Origin of the sequence: Shinella kummerowiae, assembly GCF_009827055.1 — a bacterium.
Classification (GTDB): Bacteria; Pseudomonadota; Alphaproteobacteria; order Rhizobiales; family Rhizobiaceae; genus Shinella; species Shinella kummerowiae.
Genome location: NZ_WUMK01000002.1, coordinates 393,832 through 408,900 on the forward strand (window position 1 = coordinate 393,832; position 15,069 = coordinate 408,900).

At 62.8% G+C, this 15,069-nt stretch carries 19 protein-coding genes; 11 read left to right on the forward strand and 8 right to left on the reverse strand.

Annotation, left to right across the window (positions count from 1 at the left end):
• Nucleotides 1-15 precede the first annotated feature (15 nt).
• From lspA to GR138_RS06350, 3 genes are read right to left on the reverse strand one after another with little or no spacing between them, the layout of a single operon-like run.
• Complete coding sequence (lspA, locus tag GR138_RS06340; RefSeq protein WP_160857771.1) at nucleotides 16-507, reverse strand: signal peptidase II; 492 nt, start codon at nucleotides 505-507, stop codon at nucleotides 16-18.
• Nucleotides 504-1,358 carry a TrmH family RNA methyltransferase gene (locus GR138_RS06345; RefSeq protein ID WP_160857772.1) on the reverse strand — a complete coding sequence of 285 codons (855 nt, stop codon included), beginning with the start codon at nucleotides 1,356-1,358 and terminating at the stop codon, nucleotides 504-506. The genes lspA and GR138_RS06345 overlap by 4 nt, the downstream gene beginning before the upstream one ends.
• A complete protein-coding gene (locus tag GR138_RS06350; RefSeq protein ID WP_420853614.1) occupies nucleotides 1,355-2,557 on the reverse strand; it encodes a class I SAM-dependent methyltransferase in 1,203 nt (400 codons plus the stop codon). The genes GR138_RS06345 and GR138_RS06350 overlap by 4 nt, the downstream gene beginning before the upstream one ends.
• Between GR138_RS06350 and GR138_RS06355 the strand changes: the two genes are divergently transcribed.
• Nucleotides 2,556-3,005, forward strand: a complete 450-nt coding sequence (locus GR138_RS06355; protein WP_160857773.1) for an SRPBCC family protein — start codon at nucleotides 2,556-2,558, stop codon at nucleotides 3,003-3,005. The genes GR138_RS06350 and GR138_RS06355 overlap by 2 nt on opposite strands.
• A 1-nt stretch (nucleotide 3,006) precedes the next feature.
• On the opposite strand, the gene GR138_RS06360 is transcribed toward GR138_RS06355, so the two are convergent.
• From GR138_RS06360 to sppA, 3 genes are read right to left on the reverse strand one after another with little or no spacing between them, the layout of a single operon-like run.
• A complete protein-coding gene (locus GR138_RS06360; protein ID WP_160857774.1) occupies nucleotides 3,007-3,351 on the reverse strand; it encodes a lipopolysaccharide assembly protein LapA domain-containing protein in 345 nt (114 codons plus the stop codon).
• A 45-nt stretch (nucleotides 3,352-3,396) separates the two neighbouring features.
• On the reverse strand, nucleotides 3,397-3,714 hold the full coding sequence (locus tag GR138_RS06365) for an integration host factor subunit beta (protein WP_160858077.1): 318 nt from the start codon (nucleotides 3,712-3,714) through the stop codon (nucleotides 3,397-3,399).
• Nucleotides 3,715-3,723: 9 nt separating this feature from the next.
• On the reverse strand, nucleotides 3,724-4,674 hold the full coding sequence (gene sppA / locus GR138_RS06370; protein ID WP_160857775.1) for a signal peptide peptidase SppA: 951 nt from the start codon (nucleotides 4,672-4,674) through the stop codon (nucleotides 3,724-3,726).
• A gap of 212 nt (nucleotides 4,675-4,886) precedes the next feature.
• On the opposite strand from sppA, the gene lptC reads away from it, so the two are divergent.
• From lptC to ptsN, 6 genes are all read left to right on the forward strand, one after another.
• A complete protein-coding gene (gene lptC, locus GR138_RS06375; protein ID WP_160857776.1) occupies nucleotides 4,887-5,558 on the forward strand; it encodes an LPS export ABC transporter periplasmic protein LptC in 672 nt (223 codons plus the stop codon).
• Between the two features lie 7 nt (nucleotides 5,559-5,565).
• Nucleotides 5,566-6,129: an LptA/OstA family protein gene (locus tag GR138_RS06380; RefSeq protein ID WP_160857777.1), complete on the forward strand. Its 564-nt coding sequence runs from the start codon at nucleotides 5,566-5,568 to the stop codon at nucleotides 6,127-6,129.
• Nucleotides 6,130-6,168: 39 nt separating this feature from the next.
• Nucleotides 6,169-6,954, forward strand: a complete 786-nt coding sequence (lptB, locus tag GR138_RS06385; protein ID WP_160858079.1) for an LPS export ABC transporter ATP-binding protein — start codon at nucleotides 6,169-6,171, stop codon at nucleotides 6,952-6,954.
• Between the two features lie 150 nt (nucleotides 6,955-7,104).
• The gene (rpoN, locus tag GR138_RS06390) at nucleotides 7,105-8,661 is read left to right on the forward strand and encodes an RNA polymerase factor sigma-54 (protein ID WP_160857778.1); all 1,557 of its coding nucleotides are present in this window, start codon (nucleotides 7,105-7,107) and stop codon (nucleotides 8,659-8,661) included.
• Between the two features lie 250 nt (nucleotides 8,662-8,911).
• Nucleotides 8,912-9,487: a ribosome hibernation-promoting factor, HPF/YfiA family gene (gene hpf / locus GR138_RS06395; RefSeq protein WP_069060208.1), complete on the forward strand. Its 576-nt coding sequence runs from the start codon at nucleotides 8,912-8,914 to the stop codon at nucleotides 9,485-9,487.
• Nucleotides 9,488-9,561: 74 nt separating this feature from the next.
• The gene (ptsN, locus tag GR138_RS06400; RefSeq protein ID WP_160857779.1) at nucleotides 9,562-10,026 is read left to right on the forward strand and encodes a PTS IIA-like nitrogen regulatory protein PtsN; all 465 of its coding nucleotides are present in this window, start codon (nucleotides 9,562-9,564) and stop codon (nucleotides 10,024-10,026) included.
• A gap of 72 nt (nucleotides 10,027-10,098) precedes the next feature.
• Here ptsN and grpE read toward each other — a convergent pair whose 3' ends face one another.
• Together grpE and hrcA are read right to left on the reverse strand one after the other, a co-directional pair.
• Nucleotides 10,099-10,722 (reverse strand): nucleotide exchange factor GrpE, encoded by a 624-nt coding sequence (gene grpE / locus GR138_RS06405; RefSeq protein ID WP_160857780.1) that lies wholly within the window; start codon nucleotides 10,720-10,722, stop codon nucleotides 10,099-10,101.
• A gap of 92 nt (nucleotides 10,723-10,814) precedes the next feature.
• Nucleotides 10,815-11,894: a heat-inducible transcriptional repressor HrcA gene (gene hrcA, locus GR138_RS06410; RefSeq protein WP_160857781.1), complete on the reverse strand. Its 1,080-nt coding sequence runs from the start codon at nucleotides 11,892-11,894 to the stop codon at nucleotides 10,815-10,817.
• A 175-nt stretch (nucleotides 11,895-12,069) separates the two neighbouring features.
• Between hrcA and rph the strand changes: the two genes are divergently transcribed.
• From rph to hemW, 4 genes are read left to right on the forward strand one after another with little or no spacing between them, the layout of a single operon-like run.
• Entirely contained in the window at nucleotides 12,070-12,786 is a 717-nt protein-coding gene (gene rph / locus GR138_RS06415; protein WP_160857782.1) for a ribonuclease PH, read from the forward strand.
• Between the two features lie 11 nt (nucleotides 12,787-12,797).
• Nucleotides 12,798-13,214: a VOC family protein gene (locus GR138_RS06420; RefSeq protein ID WP_160857783.1), complete on the forward strand. Its 417-nt coding sequence runs from the start codon at nucleotides 12,798-12,800 to the stop codon at nucleotides 13,212-13,214.
• A gap of 8 nt (nucleotides 13,215-13,222) precedes the next feature.
• The gene (rdgB, locus tag GR138_RS06425) at nucleotides 13,223-13,867 is read left to right on the forward strand and encodes an RdgB/HAM1 family non-canonical purine NTP pyrophosphatase (protein WP_160857784.1); all 645 of its coding nucleotides are present in this window, start codon (nucleotides 13,223-13,225) and stop codon (nucleotides 13,865-13,867) included.
• Between the two features lie 6 nt (nucleotides 13,868-13,873).
• Entirely contained in the window at nucleotides 13,874-15,067 is a 1,194-nt protein-coding gene (gene hemW, locus GR138_RS06430; protein ID WP_160857785.1) for a radical SAM family heme chaperone HemW, read from the forward strand.
• The last annotated feature ends 2 nt before the right edge of the window (nucleotides 15,068-15,069 follow it).

Sequence of the window (15,069 nt, forward strand, 5' to 3'; positions counted from 1 at the left end):
CAAGTCGCTAAAAATTTAACGTTTCGCGCGACGCAGGAGCAGCAGCTCATCGAGGATGACGAGGCCCGCGCCGATGGTGATGAACGTGTCGGCGAGGTTGAACACCGCAAACGACCAGGTCTCCGTGTAGAACAGGATATAGTCGATCACATAGCCGAACAGCGCCCGGTCGATCAGGTTGCCGAAGGCGCCGGCGATGATGAAGGCATAGCCGGCATGAGCAAAACCCCGTGCCTTCGGCGTCTGCCGCCACAGCCAGACGACGAAGCCGACGACGAAGAGGCGCAGCGTCACGATGAACCAGCCCTCCATGCCCGACAGCATGGAGAAGGCGACGCCATAATTGTAGGTGCGGTAGAGCGCCAGCATGGGCACGACATGCACTGCTTCCTGGAACGGAAGCCACATCTCGACGGCGAATTTCACCGCCTGATCGAGCAGCAGCGCGAGCAGGATGACGACGATCACCGGCACCGGCCGGGACATGAGCGGAATGCGTTCGTTCATCCGCGCTCGTCCAGTGTCAGCAGGTGACGGCGCGCTTCGAACAGCATGATGCCGGTGGCGATCGCAAGGTTCAGCGAATCCGCACGGCCCGTCTGCGGGATGCGGGCAAGGGCGTCCGCCTCGCGGGCGAGCTCTTCCGGCAGGCCGGACTGCTCGTTGCCCATCAACAGCACGACGGGTTTTTTCTTGTAGTCGATGGTGCGGTAATCGACGGCGCCGGCCAGATGGGTCGCGACGATCTGGACACCCGCCGTCTTCTTCCAGCCGAGGAAATCGGCAACGCTCGTTTTCACCAGCGGCACGGCGAAGACGGAACCCATCGTGGCGCGCACGGTTTCCATCGAGAACGGATCGGTGCTCTCGCCGACCAGGATGACGCCGCTCGCACCCGCTGCATCCGCGGTGCGGATGATCGTGCCGAGATTGCCGGGGTCACGCACGCGGTCGAGCGCGATATAGGTTTCGCCGGTCTTCGGCTTGATATCCCGAAGGTTCGTCCAGCGCTGCGTGAAGATGCCGACGACCATTTGCGGATTGTCGCGCCGGGTGATCGAGGACAGCACTTTCTCGCTGACTTCCAGCACCAGCCCGCCACGCGCCACCGTCTTCGTGGCGACCTGCACGACCTGCGGCTTGTCCTTGACGTTCTTGGCGTAGACGAGCGTCTTGATCTCGAAGCCGAGTTCCAGCGCATCGATGACGAGCTTCAGGCCCTCGGCCATGAAACTCTTCGTCTCGTCGCGGTCCTTCTTGTTGGCTAGCGCCTTGATGTCCTTGATGATCGGGTTTGCGAGGCTCGTCACCTCCTTCACCTGCCCAACGCGGCGCGTTCCGTGGTGTTCCTGGCTCATGCGCTGATCCATCGGCTGAAAAGGGAGGTGGAAAGCGCGCGACCGACATGCCGGCCGTCCGTGCCGCTCTCGCGGATGACGAGTTCGCCCGATTCCACCGTGCCGCCAGCGCCGCGCATCGTCTCGCGCATCAGCTCGTGGATGGAATAGAAGCTCGCACGGATCGAATAAGCCGTCAGCACGAGGCCGATGGCCTTCGGCGACAGGATTTCGCGGCAGATATCGAGCATCAGCGGCAGGTGGTCGAACAGGTGCCAGACCTCGCCGTTCGGGCCGCGGCCGAATTTCGGCGGATCGGTCAGGATGATGTCGTATGTGCTGCCGCGACGCTCCTCGCGCTGGATGAATTTCATCGCGTCTTCGCAGATCCAGCGGATCGGCAGCTTTTCCATGCGGCCGAGTGCCTGGTTTTCGCGCGCCCAGCCGATCGCCTTCTTGGAGGCGTCGACATGGGTAACTTCTGCGCCCGCAGCCGCCGCGATCAGCGAGGCGACACCGGTATAGCCAAAAAGGTTCAGCACCTTGACCGGGCGGCCGGCCGTCTCGACCTTCTCCTTCATCCAGCTCCAATGGGCGAGCTGTTCCGGGAAGACGCCGACATGGCGGAAGGCGGTGAAGCGGCCGTGGAAATCCACGTCGAGCAGCTGCATCGGCCAGGTTTCACCGAGCATGTCCTTGGGGAACTTCCAGCGTCCCATGCCGTCTTCGTCCGTATCGCCGGTGAAGAGGGCGTCTGCCTTGTCCCAGATGCCGTCGGCGAGGCTGCGCTGCCAGAGCGCCTGTGCTTCCGGCCGCACGATGCGGTAGGGACCGTATTGTTCGAGCTTTTCGCCCGCACCGGTGTCGATGAGGCGGTACTGGTCGGAGCCAGCGGTTTCCAGGATGACAGGCAGGCGCTCGGCCGGCTTTTCGCCCTCGCGGCGCATCAGCGGGCGGGTGGGCATATCGGGGGCCGGGCGTGGCTCCTTCTTGGGTGCCGGCGCCTTCATGACCGGCGCCCTTTGGGCCTGCGCCTTGGCGGGAGCGGCGGAGCCGATCTTCGGCCGGCGGTGTCTGTCCTTCACGATTGATCGTCCGTCGTCGGTTGAATACAGGCCGGCAGCGCCGGAAAACGAGCGGTCCCCATACCATCCCTCCCCCTCTTGGCAAAGCGCTTTCCGATTGCGACAATCGGGGCAGCTCCAGGGAGGACCGATCATGGACATGTCCGGCGAAGAACGCATTGCCGCCCCGCGCGACGCCGTCTGGGCGGCGCTCAACGATCCGGACATCCTGAAGGCCTGTATTCCGGGCTGTCAGGCGCTCACCATGAAATCGCCGACGGAGCTTGAGGCGACGGTCAAGATCAAGATCGGCCCGGTCTCGGCGACCTTCAGCGGCGAAGTGACGCTCTCCAACCTCAACCCGCCGCTCGGCTACACGATCTCCGGCGAAGGCAAGGGCGGCATTGCCGGTTTCGCCAAGGGCGGCGCGGACGTGCAACTCACCGAAGATGGCGACGGCACGATCCTCGCCTATGACGTCAAGGCGCAGATCGGCGGCAAGCTCGCGCAGCTCGGCTCGCGGCTGATCGATTCGTCATCGAAGAAACTCGCGGCACAATTCTTCGCCGATCTCGGCGCGAAACTGAACGGCGGGGCGGCCTAGCTTATTTTGCCGAGGCCGGCAGGACGGCCTGCGAGGCGATCGCTTCGGCGCGCGTGCGGTGCTTTTCCGCCTCGCCGTGCCATTTCACGGCCTCATGCGCCTCGATGCGGGCACGCTTGCGGTATTTGCCTTGCGTGAACCACGTGATGAGCGCACCGAGAACGAGGCCGAAGATCACCGCGAGAAACAGATAGACGAAGAACGGCGCGGTGACGGAGAGCACGCTGTCCTCGGGCCGGAACGGATTGAGCGCCAGGGTCACCGGCTGGCGATTCGCCACCGACAGCACGATCAGCACGATGGCGACCGGGATGAGGACGAGGATATTGACGACTCTCTTGATCATGGCATCACCTGCTTGGCGCAAGGCGCCGATCAGGCGCCCAGGGCTTTAATCATCTTGGTCGGCCTGACCGGGATTGAGCCGCTCGCGCAGCTCCTTGCCGGTCTTGAAGAACGGAACCCACTTCTCCTCGACGAAGACGGCATCTCCCGTGCGCGGATTGCGGCCCGAACGGGACGGCCGGTTCTTCACGGAGAAGGCGCCGAAGCCGCGCAGCTCGACGCGGTTTCCGCCCGCCAGCGCGTCGGTGATTTCGTCGAGCACCGCGTTGACAATATTCTCGACGTCGCGGTGGTAGAGGTGGGGATTGCGCGCGGCGACAATCTGAACCAATTCCGACTTGATCACTGTGTCCCCCTCAAAAATTCTTGTTTTTCAATCACGAGCAACCTGCCAAACCGAGACCAGACCGTCAAGAAACAACTTTTGGCCAGCCAGTTTTTCGATCGTCGGTTGAAGCTCGAGCGGCAATCCGAGAATGGAGCGTGCAAGATCGGCCACATTGCTGCCCAGCAACCCGAAACCCGAGCGTTTGGGGGCCTCGTAGTCGACGACCGGCAGATCGGCCGCGACCTCGCGTTCGTCGAGATAGGCGCGGATTTCCTCCGGCCCGCCGAGTCGGTCGACGAGCTTGGCGGCAAGCGCCTGGCGGCCGGTGAAGATGCTGCCGTCAGCAAGGCGCAGAACCTCGTCGCGCGGCAATTTGCGGCGTTCGACGACGAGATCGACGAACCAGTCGTAGCTGTCCATCACCATGGCGCGGATCATCGTCTTCGCCTCCTCGCTTGCCGGATGGAACGGCGAGGGCTCGGCTTTCAGCGGCGCGGATTTGATTTCCTCGAGCGACACGCCGATCTTGTCCATCAACTCCTTCATCTGCGGATACTGGAAGAGCACGCCGATCGAGCCGGTGATCGAGCTTTCGCCCGCGATGATCGTGTCGCCGGCCGTCGCGATCATGTAGCCGGCGGAGGCGGCGAGCGTGCGCACGTCGGAGACGACCGGCTTCTTTTCCGCCACTTTGCGCAGCGCCTTGAAGATGACTTCGCCGCCGTAGGTCGTGCCGCCGGGCGAGGAAATGGTGACGATGAGCGCCTTCGCCCGGTCGTTGCGGGCGATGCGGTCGAGGCGTTCGAGAAGCTCGGCATCGTCCTGGATGATGCCGGAAATGCTGACCCGCGCGATGTGATCGCGCGCACCGCTCCCCGGCCAGCGCCAGGCGGCGGCGGCAAAGACGGCGATGAGCGCAATCAGGACGGCGACGACCCGCCAGAAGGTGAGCTTGCGGCGCAAGTGCCGGCGATCGGCGATGGCGGAGTGATCCATTCCCAGTCCTCGATGCTAAAGGCCGCCTATCCGTTGAGGTGGCTTGCAGAAGCCCCTATCGATATGGCATTCCAGACGCAAATGGCAATTCGTCGCTGAACATTCTTGGACAAGCATTGTTTGTTCAGGAATAATCGCCATATGGGGCCCGTTATCCGAGGCGGCCCCCCGTTTCGCAGCGAAGGCCATACCGCGAGATTTTAGCAGGCAGCATGCTGGACACCGTGACAGAAGCACCGATAACGGGTGCACAGGGCATAGGCGTATCCGCCGAGGCTTACCGCCTCGCGACGCGGCACTCTTCCCGTGTGCGCTTTCTGAAGGTCGCCCTGCCGGTTGCCGCCATCATCATCGGTGTCATCTTCATCATCGTCTCGATCGTGCGCACCTACGTGCCCGATAATCTGCAGGTGGAAAGTGCTTCCATCGAGGATGGCAAGATCGTGATGCGCAACCCGGCGATTTCCGGGCGCAACAAGGACGGTATCAGCTATTCCATGAAGGCGGAGCGGGCGCTGCAGGACATCAAGCAGCCCGATGTGCTCACGCTGGAAAATATCAAGGCGAAGGTGCCGGTCAACGAGAGCACGATCGCCGAGGTGATCGCCGCGACCGGCATCTATGATCGCGGCAAGAACCTGCTCGACATGATCGCCCCCTTCACCATCAATCTGAATACCGGCCTCGAAGCTGCCTTCCGCTCGGCCCATCTCGATATCGACGGCGGAAACATGTCGACGGAGGAGCCCGTCTCCATCCGCTCGCGCGAAGCATCCATTGTTGCGCAGTCGCTGCGAATGACGGATAAAGGCAGGATCGTCATCTTCGAAGGCAAGGTCGTCGTCGACGTCGATCCCGCCGCCATCCGCAACCGAGCAAAGTAAGAGCGCCATGTTCGCCAGTCTCTCCGCCCCCGTCCGGGCCGCCAGCATTACCGTTCTTGCAGCAGGCCTTGCGCTCATCTCGGTTCCTGCGGGCGCCCAGCAGACGTCAAGCCGAATGCAGGGCATGCAGCTGTCAAACGACAAGCCGATCCAGATCCAGAGCGACAAGCTCGAGATCCGCGATCAGGAGAACAAGGCGGAGTTCAGCGGCAATGTGAAGGTCGTGCAGGGCACGACGACGCTCCAGGCCGGCAAGATGACGGTCTATTATGCCGCCGGCGGCAGTGGTTCGGTGGCAAGCGGCGACGCGGATATCGAGAAGATCGACGTTTCGGAGAAAGTCTACCTGAAGTCCGGCACGCAGGAAGCAACCGCCGATACCGGCACGTTCAACCTCGTCAACGAGACGCTGCTGCTGAAGGGCGAGAAGGTCGTGCTGTCGGAAGGCAAGAACGTTTTCGTCGGCTGCCAGCTTCTGGTGACCATGCGCACCGGCGAAGCCAAGCTCGACGCCTGCGGCGGCCGAGTGATGATCCAGCTGGACCCGAAGTCCCGCAAGCAAACGAACTGATATAGCGTCCCGCCCGTGACTTCTTCCCTCATCAACCGCCTGACGCGCCGCCCGAAGAAAGCTGCGCAGGAACCCCAGCGCAGCGCCGATCTTTCGCGCTATGACGGGACCCTCATTGCGCGCGGGCTGACCAAGACCTATCGCGACCGTCGTGTCGTCAATGGCGTGTCGCTTGTCGTGCGCCGTGGCGAGGCCGTCGGCCTGCTTGGGCCGAACGGTGCGGGCAAGACGACCTGTTTCTACATGATCACCGGTCTCGTGCCGGTGGATGAAGGCTCGATCGAGATCAACGGCAACGACGTCACCACCATGCCGATGTACCGCCGTGCCCGCCTCGGCGTCGGCTACCTGCCGCAGGAAGCCTCGATCTTTCGCGGCCTGACGGTCGAAGACAACATTCGCGCCGTGCTCGAAGTGCACCACAAGGACAAGGCGGAGCGCGAGCACAAGCTCGACAGCCTGCTTGCCGAATTCTCGATCTCGCATCTCAGGAAGTCGCCGGCCATCGCGCTGTCGGGTGGTGAGCGCCGCCGTCTCGAAATTGCCCGCGCGCTTGCCACCGACCCGACCTTCATGCTGCTCGACGAGCCGTTTGCCGGCGTCGATCCGATTTCGGTCGCCGACATCCAGGCGCTGGTGCGCCACCTCACCTCGCGCGGCATCGGCGTGCTCATCACGGATCACAATGTGCGTGAAACGCTCGGCCTCATCGACCGCGCCTATATCATCCATGCCGGCGAAGTGCTGACGCATGGCCGCGCGAACGACATCGTCGCCAATCCCGATGTGCGCCGCCTCTATCTTGGCGATAATTTCAGCCTGTAGGGCAAATAGGCGCCTCTTCGCCGCGATCTTCACCAAGTTCGCGGCTGCGACTTGACCAAACTTCTCAAAAAAGCAATTTTTGGGCCAGTTGGATTTTGTCGCCCCGCCACCATGGCCGAGGGCCGCTTCTCCGGGGAGTAAAGCGTCCGCATGGCACTCGCAGCCAGCCTTTTCCTGCGCCAAAACCAGTCGCTGGTGATGACCCCCCAGCTCATGCAGTCCATCCAGCTGCTGCAGATGACGCATGTCGAGCTGAACCAGTTCATCGAGCAGGAAGTCGAGAGAAACCCGCTGCTGGAGGTCGTCTCCGGCGATGAGGGCGCACGCGACCCTGAGCGGGCTGCCGAGGACTATTCCACGCCCAGCGAAGATCGCGCACATGCCGAAACGGCTGGCGGCGACGAGGGCTTCCAGCCCGACCTCTACGATTCCGCCAGCGCGGGAAGCGTATCCGAAACGCTCGACGGCGGCCTCGACAACATGTTCCCGGACGATGCCGGGCCACGGGCCGCCGATGCGCCTGAACTCGCCGACCAGTGGAAGTCTATGCCGGGTGGTGGTGGAGACGGCGAGGGCTACGACCTCGACGACTTCGTGGCAAGCCGCAAGACGCTGCGAGACGTACTCCACGAGCAGATTCCCTTCCTCCTGTCGGACCCGATCGACAGGCTGATCGCCCAGCATCTCGTCGATCAACTCGACGAAGCCGGCTACCTTCAGGGCAGCACGACGGAGACGGCGGTTCGCCTCGGCAAGCCCCTGGCCGAGGTCGACCGCGTTCTCTACCGGCTCCAGGAACTCGATCCGCCCGGCGTCTTCGCGCGTTCGCTCAGCGAATGCCTGGCGATCCAGTTGCGGGCCCGGGATCGGTACGATCCGGCCATGGCAGCCCTCATCGACAATCTCGAACTTCTCGCGCGGCGCGACTTCGCGACGCTGAAGAAGCTCTGCGGCGTCAACGAGGAAGATCTTCTCGACATGCTGGCGGAAATCCGCAAGCTCGATCCGAAGCCCGGCACACGTTACGAGACGAGCGCCTCGGAAGCGGTGGTGCCGGATATCCTCGTGCGCGCAGCACCCGACGGCACATGGCATATCGAGCTCAATGTAGACACCTTGCCGCGCGTGCTCGTCAACCGCGACTACTATGCGTCCGTCTCAAGCCGCACGCGCCGCGACAGCGAGGACCAGAGTTTTCTCAACGAATGTCTGCAGACGGCCAACTGGCTGACGCGCAGCCTCGACCAGCGCGCCCGCACCATCATGAAGGTGGCGGCCGAGATCGTGCGCCAGCAGGATGCCTTCCTGATGCATGGTGTCGACCACCTGCGCCCGCTGAACCTGAAGACGGTCGCCGAGGCGATCAAGATGCACGAGTCGACCGTGAGCCGCGTCACTTCCAACAAGTTCATGCTGACGCCGCGCGGCCTGTTCGAGCTCAAATATTTCTTCACGGTCTCGATTAGCTCGGCGGAGGGTGGCGATTCCCATTCCGCCGAATCCGTCCGCCACCGCATCCGCACGATGATCGCGCAGGAGCAGCCGGAGGCCGTGCTTTCGGACGACGACATTGTGGATATCCTGCGCAAGGGCGGCGTCGATCTCGCCCGCCGGACGGTCGCGAAGTATCGGGAAGCGATGAACATCCCCTCCTCAGTACAGCGGCGACGGGAAAAACGGGCGCTCGCCAAAGCCGCCGCCTCCTGAAACAAAGCCGGGAGAACCGGCGTTTCAGACCGCCAAACATTAACAATGCCTGAATCCGCTAATTGACTTCGCCACCGGGACGGGCTACTGCGCGCCCCTCTTCTGAAGAGAAGGCAGGCCGGAATTCCGGACATATCCCCGCTTTTCTTGCCGCATATGACGGAAATTCCATCACATGCGTAAAAGCTTGGAACGTGGAGAAGGTTGGAATAGACTGTTGCACGCAAATCACGAACGAGAGGAAACCTCCATGAGTGTGCGTGTATCCGGTAAACATATGGAAATCGGCGAAACTTTCCGTCAGCGCATTGAAGACCAGGTCGGAGAGGCCGTAACCAAATATTTTGACGGAGGATATTCGAGCCAGGTCACCGTGGAAAAAGCGGGATCGCGCTACAGCGCGGACTGCAAGATCCACCTGGATACGGGCATGGCCTTGCAGGCAAATGGCGAAGCAAACGACCCCTTGGTGGCCTTCCAATCGGCCTCCGAACGGATCGAGAAACGCCTGCGCCGATACAAGCGCAAACTCAAGGCACACCACAATGGCAATGGTCACGATGCCTTTGCAGAAGTGGCCTACACGGTGATGGATTCGGTCCCCGACGAAGAGGATGAACTTCCCGAGGACTACGCACCGACCATCGTTGCGGAAAGCACGAAGAAACTGAGGACGATGTCCGTCGCAAGTGCCGTCATGGCGCTCGATATGACGGACGAGCCGGTTCTTCTTTTCCGTAGCGCCGGATCGGAGCAGCTCAATATCGTCTACCGACGCAACGACGGCAATATTGGCTGGATCGACGCAGCCAATATCAAAGGCTGAGTGACGGGAGCGTGGTGCCGGAAACCGGCACCACGTTTCTTCAATCCCTTCACCCGCCTCACGAGGACAAAAGCATGGCATTGGCAGGTTTGCTGCAGCAGAGTGCGATTATTCCGGCGATGAAGGCCAATTCCAAGAAGCAGATGCTTCAGGAACTGGCGGCAAAAGCGGCGAAGCTCACCGGAATTCCGGAACGCGAGATTTTTGACGTCATTCTTCAGCGCGAACGGCTCGGTTCGACCGGCGTGGGCAATGGCATCGCCATCCCCCACGGCAAGCTGAAGGAGCTTTCCCAGATCACCGGCCTCTTCGCGCGCCTCGAAACCCCCGTGGATTTCGAAGCGTTGGACGACCAGCCGGTCGACCTCGTCTTCCTGCTTCTGGCGCCGGAAGGCGCCGGTGCGGACCACTTGAAGGCGCTGTCGCGCATCGCCCGCGTGCTGCGCGATCCGACCATGGTTGCAAAGCTGCGCGCCTCCGACAGCGAGAGCGCGATCTACGCCTGCCTCAGCGAGGAGCAGGCGTCGAACGCAGCCTGAGCATTTCGAATTGGCATGAAAAAACCGGCGGTTTTGCGACCGCCGGTTTTTTCTTTTTCATTCGATTGATGATCAGGCCTGTGCGGCACTGGTCTCGCCGGCAGGCGCCTTGGGGCCGCCCTTCGACACGCCGACCATGGCGGGACGCAGCACGCGCTCGCCGATGACGAAGCCGGCCTGCACGACCTGCACGACCGTGTTGTTGGCGACTTCAGGGTTCGGCACTTCGAACATCGCCTGATGGAAGTTCGGGTCGAATTTCTCACCGACCGGATCGAGCTTGCGCACGCCGTGGCGCTCGAGGGCGGCGAGCATGGAGCGCTCGGTCATCTCGACACCTTCGGCCAGCGCCTTCAGGCCGGCATCGCCGCTTTCCAGCGCGTCGGCCGGAATGGCGTCCAGCGCACGGCGCAGGTTGTCGGATACGGCCAGCATGTCGCGCGCAAAACCGGCAACGGAATAAGACTTGGCGTCCTTCACGTCACGCTCGGTGCGACGGCGCAGGTTGTCCATCTCCGCGGCGAGGCGAAGATACTTGTCCCTGAGGTCGCTGTTTTCCGCGCGCAGAACGTCGATCGGATCCGGCTCGGCAGACGCCTCAACCTCGGCAGCTACGTCGTCCGCTGCGGACATTTCTGCGTCAAAGCCGTTTTCCACGCCTTCGTCAGGTCCATGTTTCTTGTTGTCGTCGGTCATGACGTACTCCGAATTGCATCTTTTAAGGGGTTGGGCCCGATATCGAGCTTTGAGCCCGAAAAATCAAGGGCTGGCGGCTGGATTGCCAGAGTTCAGCGCGAAAGCCGCGACATAAGCTGGGCCGTATAGTCCACCATGGGCACGATCCGCGAATAGTTGAGCCGGGTCGGCCCGATGACGCCGACGGCGCCGACGATCTTCTCGTCGCTGTCGCGGTAGGGAGCGACGATCAGCGAGGAGCCGGAAAGCGAGAACAGCTTGTTTTCCGAGCCGATGAAGATGCGCACGCCCGGCCCGGTCTCGGCAAGGTTCAGGAGTTCGATCAGGCTGTCCTTGCGCTCCAGATCGTCGAACAGCATGCGCAGCCGATCGATGTCTTCCACGCCGGCAAGGCCCTCGAGGAGGTTCGCCCGGCCGCGCACGATGAGCCGCGTCGGCTTGCCCGCGTCGAACCCTCCGGACCAGACCGCAAGCCCGCGCTCGACGAGATCCTGCGACAGCTTGTCGAGCTCGCTGCTGATTTCACCGCGCAGGCGCTCCAGTTGGGCGCGCGCCTCGAACAGCGTGTTGCCGGCAAGATGGGCGTTGAGGAAGTTTGCCGCCTCGGTTAGCTGCGAGCTGGTGACACCCGCCGGCAGTTCGATGATGCGGTTCTCCACCTGGTCATGGTCGCCGACCAGCACGACGAGCGCCTTGGTCGGCTCCAGCCGGATGAACTCGACATGTTTCAATATGGCGTCGTTCTTCGAGGTGATGACGAGGCCGGCGCCGCGCGACATGCCGGACAGCGCCTGGCTCGCCTCGTTCATCATCGTCTCGACGGCGGTGTGTTTCTGGCCGTGCGGGCGCACATGCCGCTCGATCGAGGCGCGGTCCTCGGCCGAGATGTTGCCGACCTGCATGAAGGCATCAACGAAGAAACGCAGGCCCAGTTGCGTCGGCAGGCGTCCGGCACTGGTATGCGGCGAATAGATAAGACCAAGTTCCTCGAGATCGCTCATCACATTGCGCACGGAGGCGGGCGACAGCGACATGGGCAGGATGCGCGACAGGTTGCGCGAACCGAGCGGCTCGCCGCTTTCCAGATAGCTTTCCACGATGCGGCGGAAGATTTCGCCCGAACGCTCGTCGAGCGCCGCCTGACTATCAGGAACCGGAGACCTCAAAACCATCTTTGCGCTGCAACCTCGTTATCTCCAGAGAATATAGTGATTTCGTGCGGAAGCGCAAAACGGATTTTCGCGGCGCAGCATCCTCAGAAATCGCCCGCAGGACCGCCGCGCCATTCCCTCGCCGGGCGAACTGGTCTAAAGCAGCGTTCCAGATATCACGAGACAGGAGTTCGCAATGCGGCCGTCCGGCAGAAAAACCGACCAGATGCGCAAGGTTTCCTTCGAGCGCAACGTTTCCAAGCATGCCGAAGGCTCCTGTCTCGTCAAGTTCGGCGACACGCATGTGCTCGTCACCGCAAGCCTGGAAGACAAGACGCCGCCGTGGCTGCGCAACAGCGGCAAGGGCTGGGTCACCGCCGAATACGGCATGCTGCCGCGCGCCACCGGCGACCGTATGCGGCGTGAAGCCGCGGCCGGCAAGCAGGGCGGCCGCACGCAGGAAATCCAGCGCCTCATCGGCCGGTCGCTGCGCGCGATCGTCGATCTCGAAGCGCTCGGCGAACGCCAGATCACCGTCGACTGCGACGTCATCCAGGCCGATGGCGGCACCCGCACGGCGTCGATCACCGGCGCCTTCATCGCCCTGCACGACTGCCTGAAATGGATGGAAGCGCGCAGCATGATCAAGGTCGAACGGGTTCTCAAGGACCACGTCGCGGCCATTTCCTGCGGTATCTTCGCCAGCCAGTCGGTCATCGACCTCGACTATCTTGAGGACTCCGCCGCCGAGACAGATGCCAATTTTGTCATGACCGGCTCGGGCGGCATCGTCGAAATCCAGGGCACGGCCGAAGGCAAGCCGTTCACGGAGGAAGAGTTCTCCAGCCTGATGGCGCTCGCCCGCAACGGCATTGCCGAACTGGTCGAGATGCAGAAGCAGGCGATCGCATAAGGAAGGTTCCGATGACCGCCGCGATCGAAGGCATCCTCGAAACCGCGCTCTACGCGCACGACCTCGACGCGGCGGAAGCCTTCTATGGTGGCCTTCTCGGCCTTGAAAAGATCACGCGGCAGGCCAATCGCCACGTGTTCTTTCGCTGCGGCCCCGGCGTTCTCCTGATCTTCAACCCGCAGGAGACCGTCGTTCCACCACCGGCCCACGCCTTTCCCGTGCCGGTCCACGGCGCGACCGGGCCGGGACATGCCTGTTTCCGCGTCGCGGGGCCAGCGCTTGATTTCTGGGTGAAAAAGCTCGAAGAAGCCGGCATCACCATCGAAGCGGATTTCTGTTGGCCGAACGGCGCCCGCTCCATCTATTTCCGCGACCCTGCCGGCAACAGCCTTGAATGTGCCGAGCCGAGCCTCTGGAACATCGCTTAGGGACTTTTATGCGCAAGCTCGACACCAAGACGATCGTCGTCGCCAGCCACAATGCCGGAAAGATCCGCGAGATCGAAGACCTGATCGGCCCGTTCGGTTTCTCCGCCAAATCGGCCGCCGAACTGAAATTCGAGGAGCCGGACGAGACGGGCACGACCTTCGAGGAGAATGCCACGATCAAGGCGCTCGCCTCGGCCAAGGCCTCGGGCCTGCCCGCCCTTTCCGACGATTCCGGCCTTGTCGTGGACGCGCTCGATGGCGCACCCGGCGTCTATACGGCCAACTGGGCGGAGAAAGAGGACGGCACGCGCGACTTCGCCATGGCCATGGAGAAGGTGGAAAAGGCGCTTGCCGACAAGGGTGTGACCGACGCGAAGGATCGCGCCGCGCGCTTCGTCTCCGTGCTCTGCCTTGCCTGGCCGGATGGCCATACCGAACTCTTCCGCGGTGAAGTCGAGGGCACGGTCGTCTGGCCGCCGCGCGGCAGCCAGGGCTTTGGCTACGACCCCGTCTTCCAGCCTGAGGGTTACGAGACGACCTTCGGCGAAATGAGCGCCGAAGAGAAGCACGGCTGGAAGCCGGGCGATGCGGCAGCACTGTCGCACCGCGCCCGTGCCTTCAAGCTCTTCGTCGAAACCTGCCTGAAGGTTTGAGGTTTAATGACGGCGGCGCCCTTCGATATACGGCCGAGCTCTGCAGCCGATCTTTCCGATCCCGGCTTTGGCATCTATGTGCACTGGCCGTTCTGTGCCGCCAAATGCCCCTATTGCGACTTCAACAGCCATGTGCGCCACCAGCCGGTGGACCAGCCGCGTTTCGTGCAGGCCTTCCTGAAGGAAATGGCGACGATGCGCCGCATGACCGGCTCGCGCAGCGTCACCAGCATCTTCATGGGCGGCGGCACGCCCTCGCTGATGGCGCCGGAGACGGTCGATGCGATCCTGAACGGTATCGCCCGCCACTGGCATGTGCCTGAGGGCATCGAGATCACCATGGAGGCCAATCCGTCGAGCGTCGAGGCCGAGCGCTTCCGTGGCTATCGCGCGGCGGGCGTCAACCGCGTTTCGCTCGGCGTGCAGGCGCTGAACGACCGGGACCTGAAATTCCTCGGCCGGCTGCATGATGTCGCCGATGCGCTGAAGGCGATACGGCTGGCACGCGATATCTTCCCGCGCATGTCCTTCGACCTGATCTATGCCCGCCCCAACCAGACGGTCGAGGAATGGGACCGCGAGCTGAAGGAAGCCGTATCCTACGCCGTCGACCATCTCTCGCTCTACCAGCTCACCATCGAGGAGGGCACGCCCTTCTATGGCCTGCACAAGGCCGGCAAGCTGATCGTGCCGGATGGCGAACACTCCGCCGTGCTCTACGAGGCGACACAAGAGATTACCGAACGCGAAGGCATGCCGGCCTACGAGGTCTCCAACCATGCCCGCCCCGGCTCGGAGAGCCGCCACAACCTGACCTATTGGCGCTACGGCGACTATGTGGGCATCGGCCCCGGCGCGCATGGCCGGTTGACGACCGGCGGCGCGAAGATCGCGACCGCCACGGAACGGCGGCCGGAAGGCTGGCTTGAGCTGGTCGAGGCCGAGGGCCACGGCATGATCGAGCAGGAATTGCTGGAGCGTGAGGCACAGTCGGACGAGTTGCTGCTGATGGGGTTACGCCTCAAGGAAGGCATCGATCTCGTCCGCTGGCAGACGCTGTCTGGTCGCGACCTGGATCCGGATCGCGAACAGTTTCTCATCGACCATGGCTTCATCGAACGGCTCGGCAATTCGCGGCTGCGCTGTACGCCGGCCGGCATGCTGATCCTCGACGCGGTCGTCGCCGATCTCGCCTGCTGAGC

What these genes read in the sequence shown, in the direction of transcription:
- lspA (WP_160857771.1), bottom strand. Translation starts at nt 507, where the DNA reads ATGAACGAACGCATTCCGCTCATGTCCCGGCCGGTGCCGGTGATCGTC.
- GR138_RS06345 (WP_160857772.1), bottom strand. Translation starts at nt 1,358, where the DNA reads ATGAGCCAGGAACACCACGGAACGCGCCGCGTTGGGCAGGTGAAGGAG.
- GR138_RS06355 (WP_160857773.1), top strand. Translation starts at nt 2,556, where the DNA reads ATGGACATGTCCGGCGAAGAACGCATTGCCGCCCCGCGCGACGCCGTC.
- GR138_RS06350 (WP_420853614.1), bottom strand. Translation starts at nt 2,557, where the DNA reads ATGATCGGTCCTCCCTGGAGCTGCCCCGATTGTCGCAATCGGAAAGCG.
- GR138_RS06360 (WP_160857774.1), bottom strand. Translation starts at nt 3,351, where the DNA reads ATGATCAAGAGAGTCGTCAATATCCTCGTCCTCATCCCGGTCGCCATC.
- sppA (WP_160857775.1), bottom strand. Translation starts at nt 4,674, where the DNA reads ATGGATCACTCCGCCATCGCCGATCGCCGGCACTTGCGCCGCAAGCTC.
- lptC (WP_160857776.1), top strand. Translation starts at nt 4,887, where the DNA reads ATGCTGGACACCGTGACAGAAGCACCGATAACGGGTGCACAGGGCATA.
- GR138_RS06380 (WP_160857777.1), top strand. Translation starts at nt 5,566, where the DNA reads ATGTTCGCCAGTCTCTCCGCCCCCGTCCGGGCCGCCAGCATTACCGTT.
- rpoN (WP_160857778.1), top strand. Translation starts at nt 7,105, where the DNA reads ATGGCACTCGCAGCCAGCCTTTTCCTGCGCCAAAACCAGTCGCTGGTG.
- hpf (WP_069060208.1), top strand. Translation starts at nt 8,912, where the DNA reads ATGAGTGTGCGTGTATCCGGTAAACATATGGAAATCGGCGAAACTTTC.
- ptsN (WP_160857779.1), top strand. Translation starts at nt 9,562, where the DNA reads ATGGCATTGGCAGGTTTGCTGCAGCAGAGTGCGATTATTCCGGCGATG.
- grpE (WP_160857780.1), bottom strand. Translation starts at nt 10,722, where the DNA reads ATGACCGACGACAACAAGAAACATGGACCTGACGAAGGCGTGGAAAAC.
- hrcA (WP_160857781.1), bottom strand. Translation starts at nt 11,894, where the DNA reads ATGGTTTTGAGGTCTCCGGTTCCTGATAGTCAGGCGGCGCTCGACGAG.
- rph (WP_160857782.1), top strand. Translation starts at nt 12,070, where the DNA reads ATGCGGCCGTCCGGCAGAAAAACCGACCAGATGCGCAAGGTTTCCTTC.
- GR138_RS06420 (WP_160857783.1), top strand. Translation starts at nt 12,798, where the DNA reads ATGACCGCCGCGATCGAAGGCATCCTCGAAACCGCGCTCTACGCGCAC.
- rdgB (WP_160857784.1), top strand. Translation starts at nt 13,223, where the DNA reads ATGCGCAAGCTCGACACCAAGACGATCGTCGTCGCCAGCCACAATGCC.
- hemW (WP_160857785.1), top strand. Translation starts at nt 13,874, where the DNA reads ATGACGGCGGCGCCCTTCGATATACGGCCGAGCTCTGCAGCCGATCTT.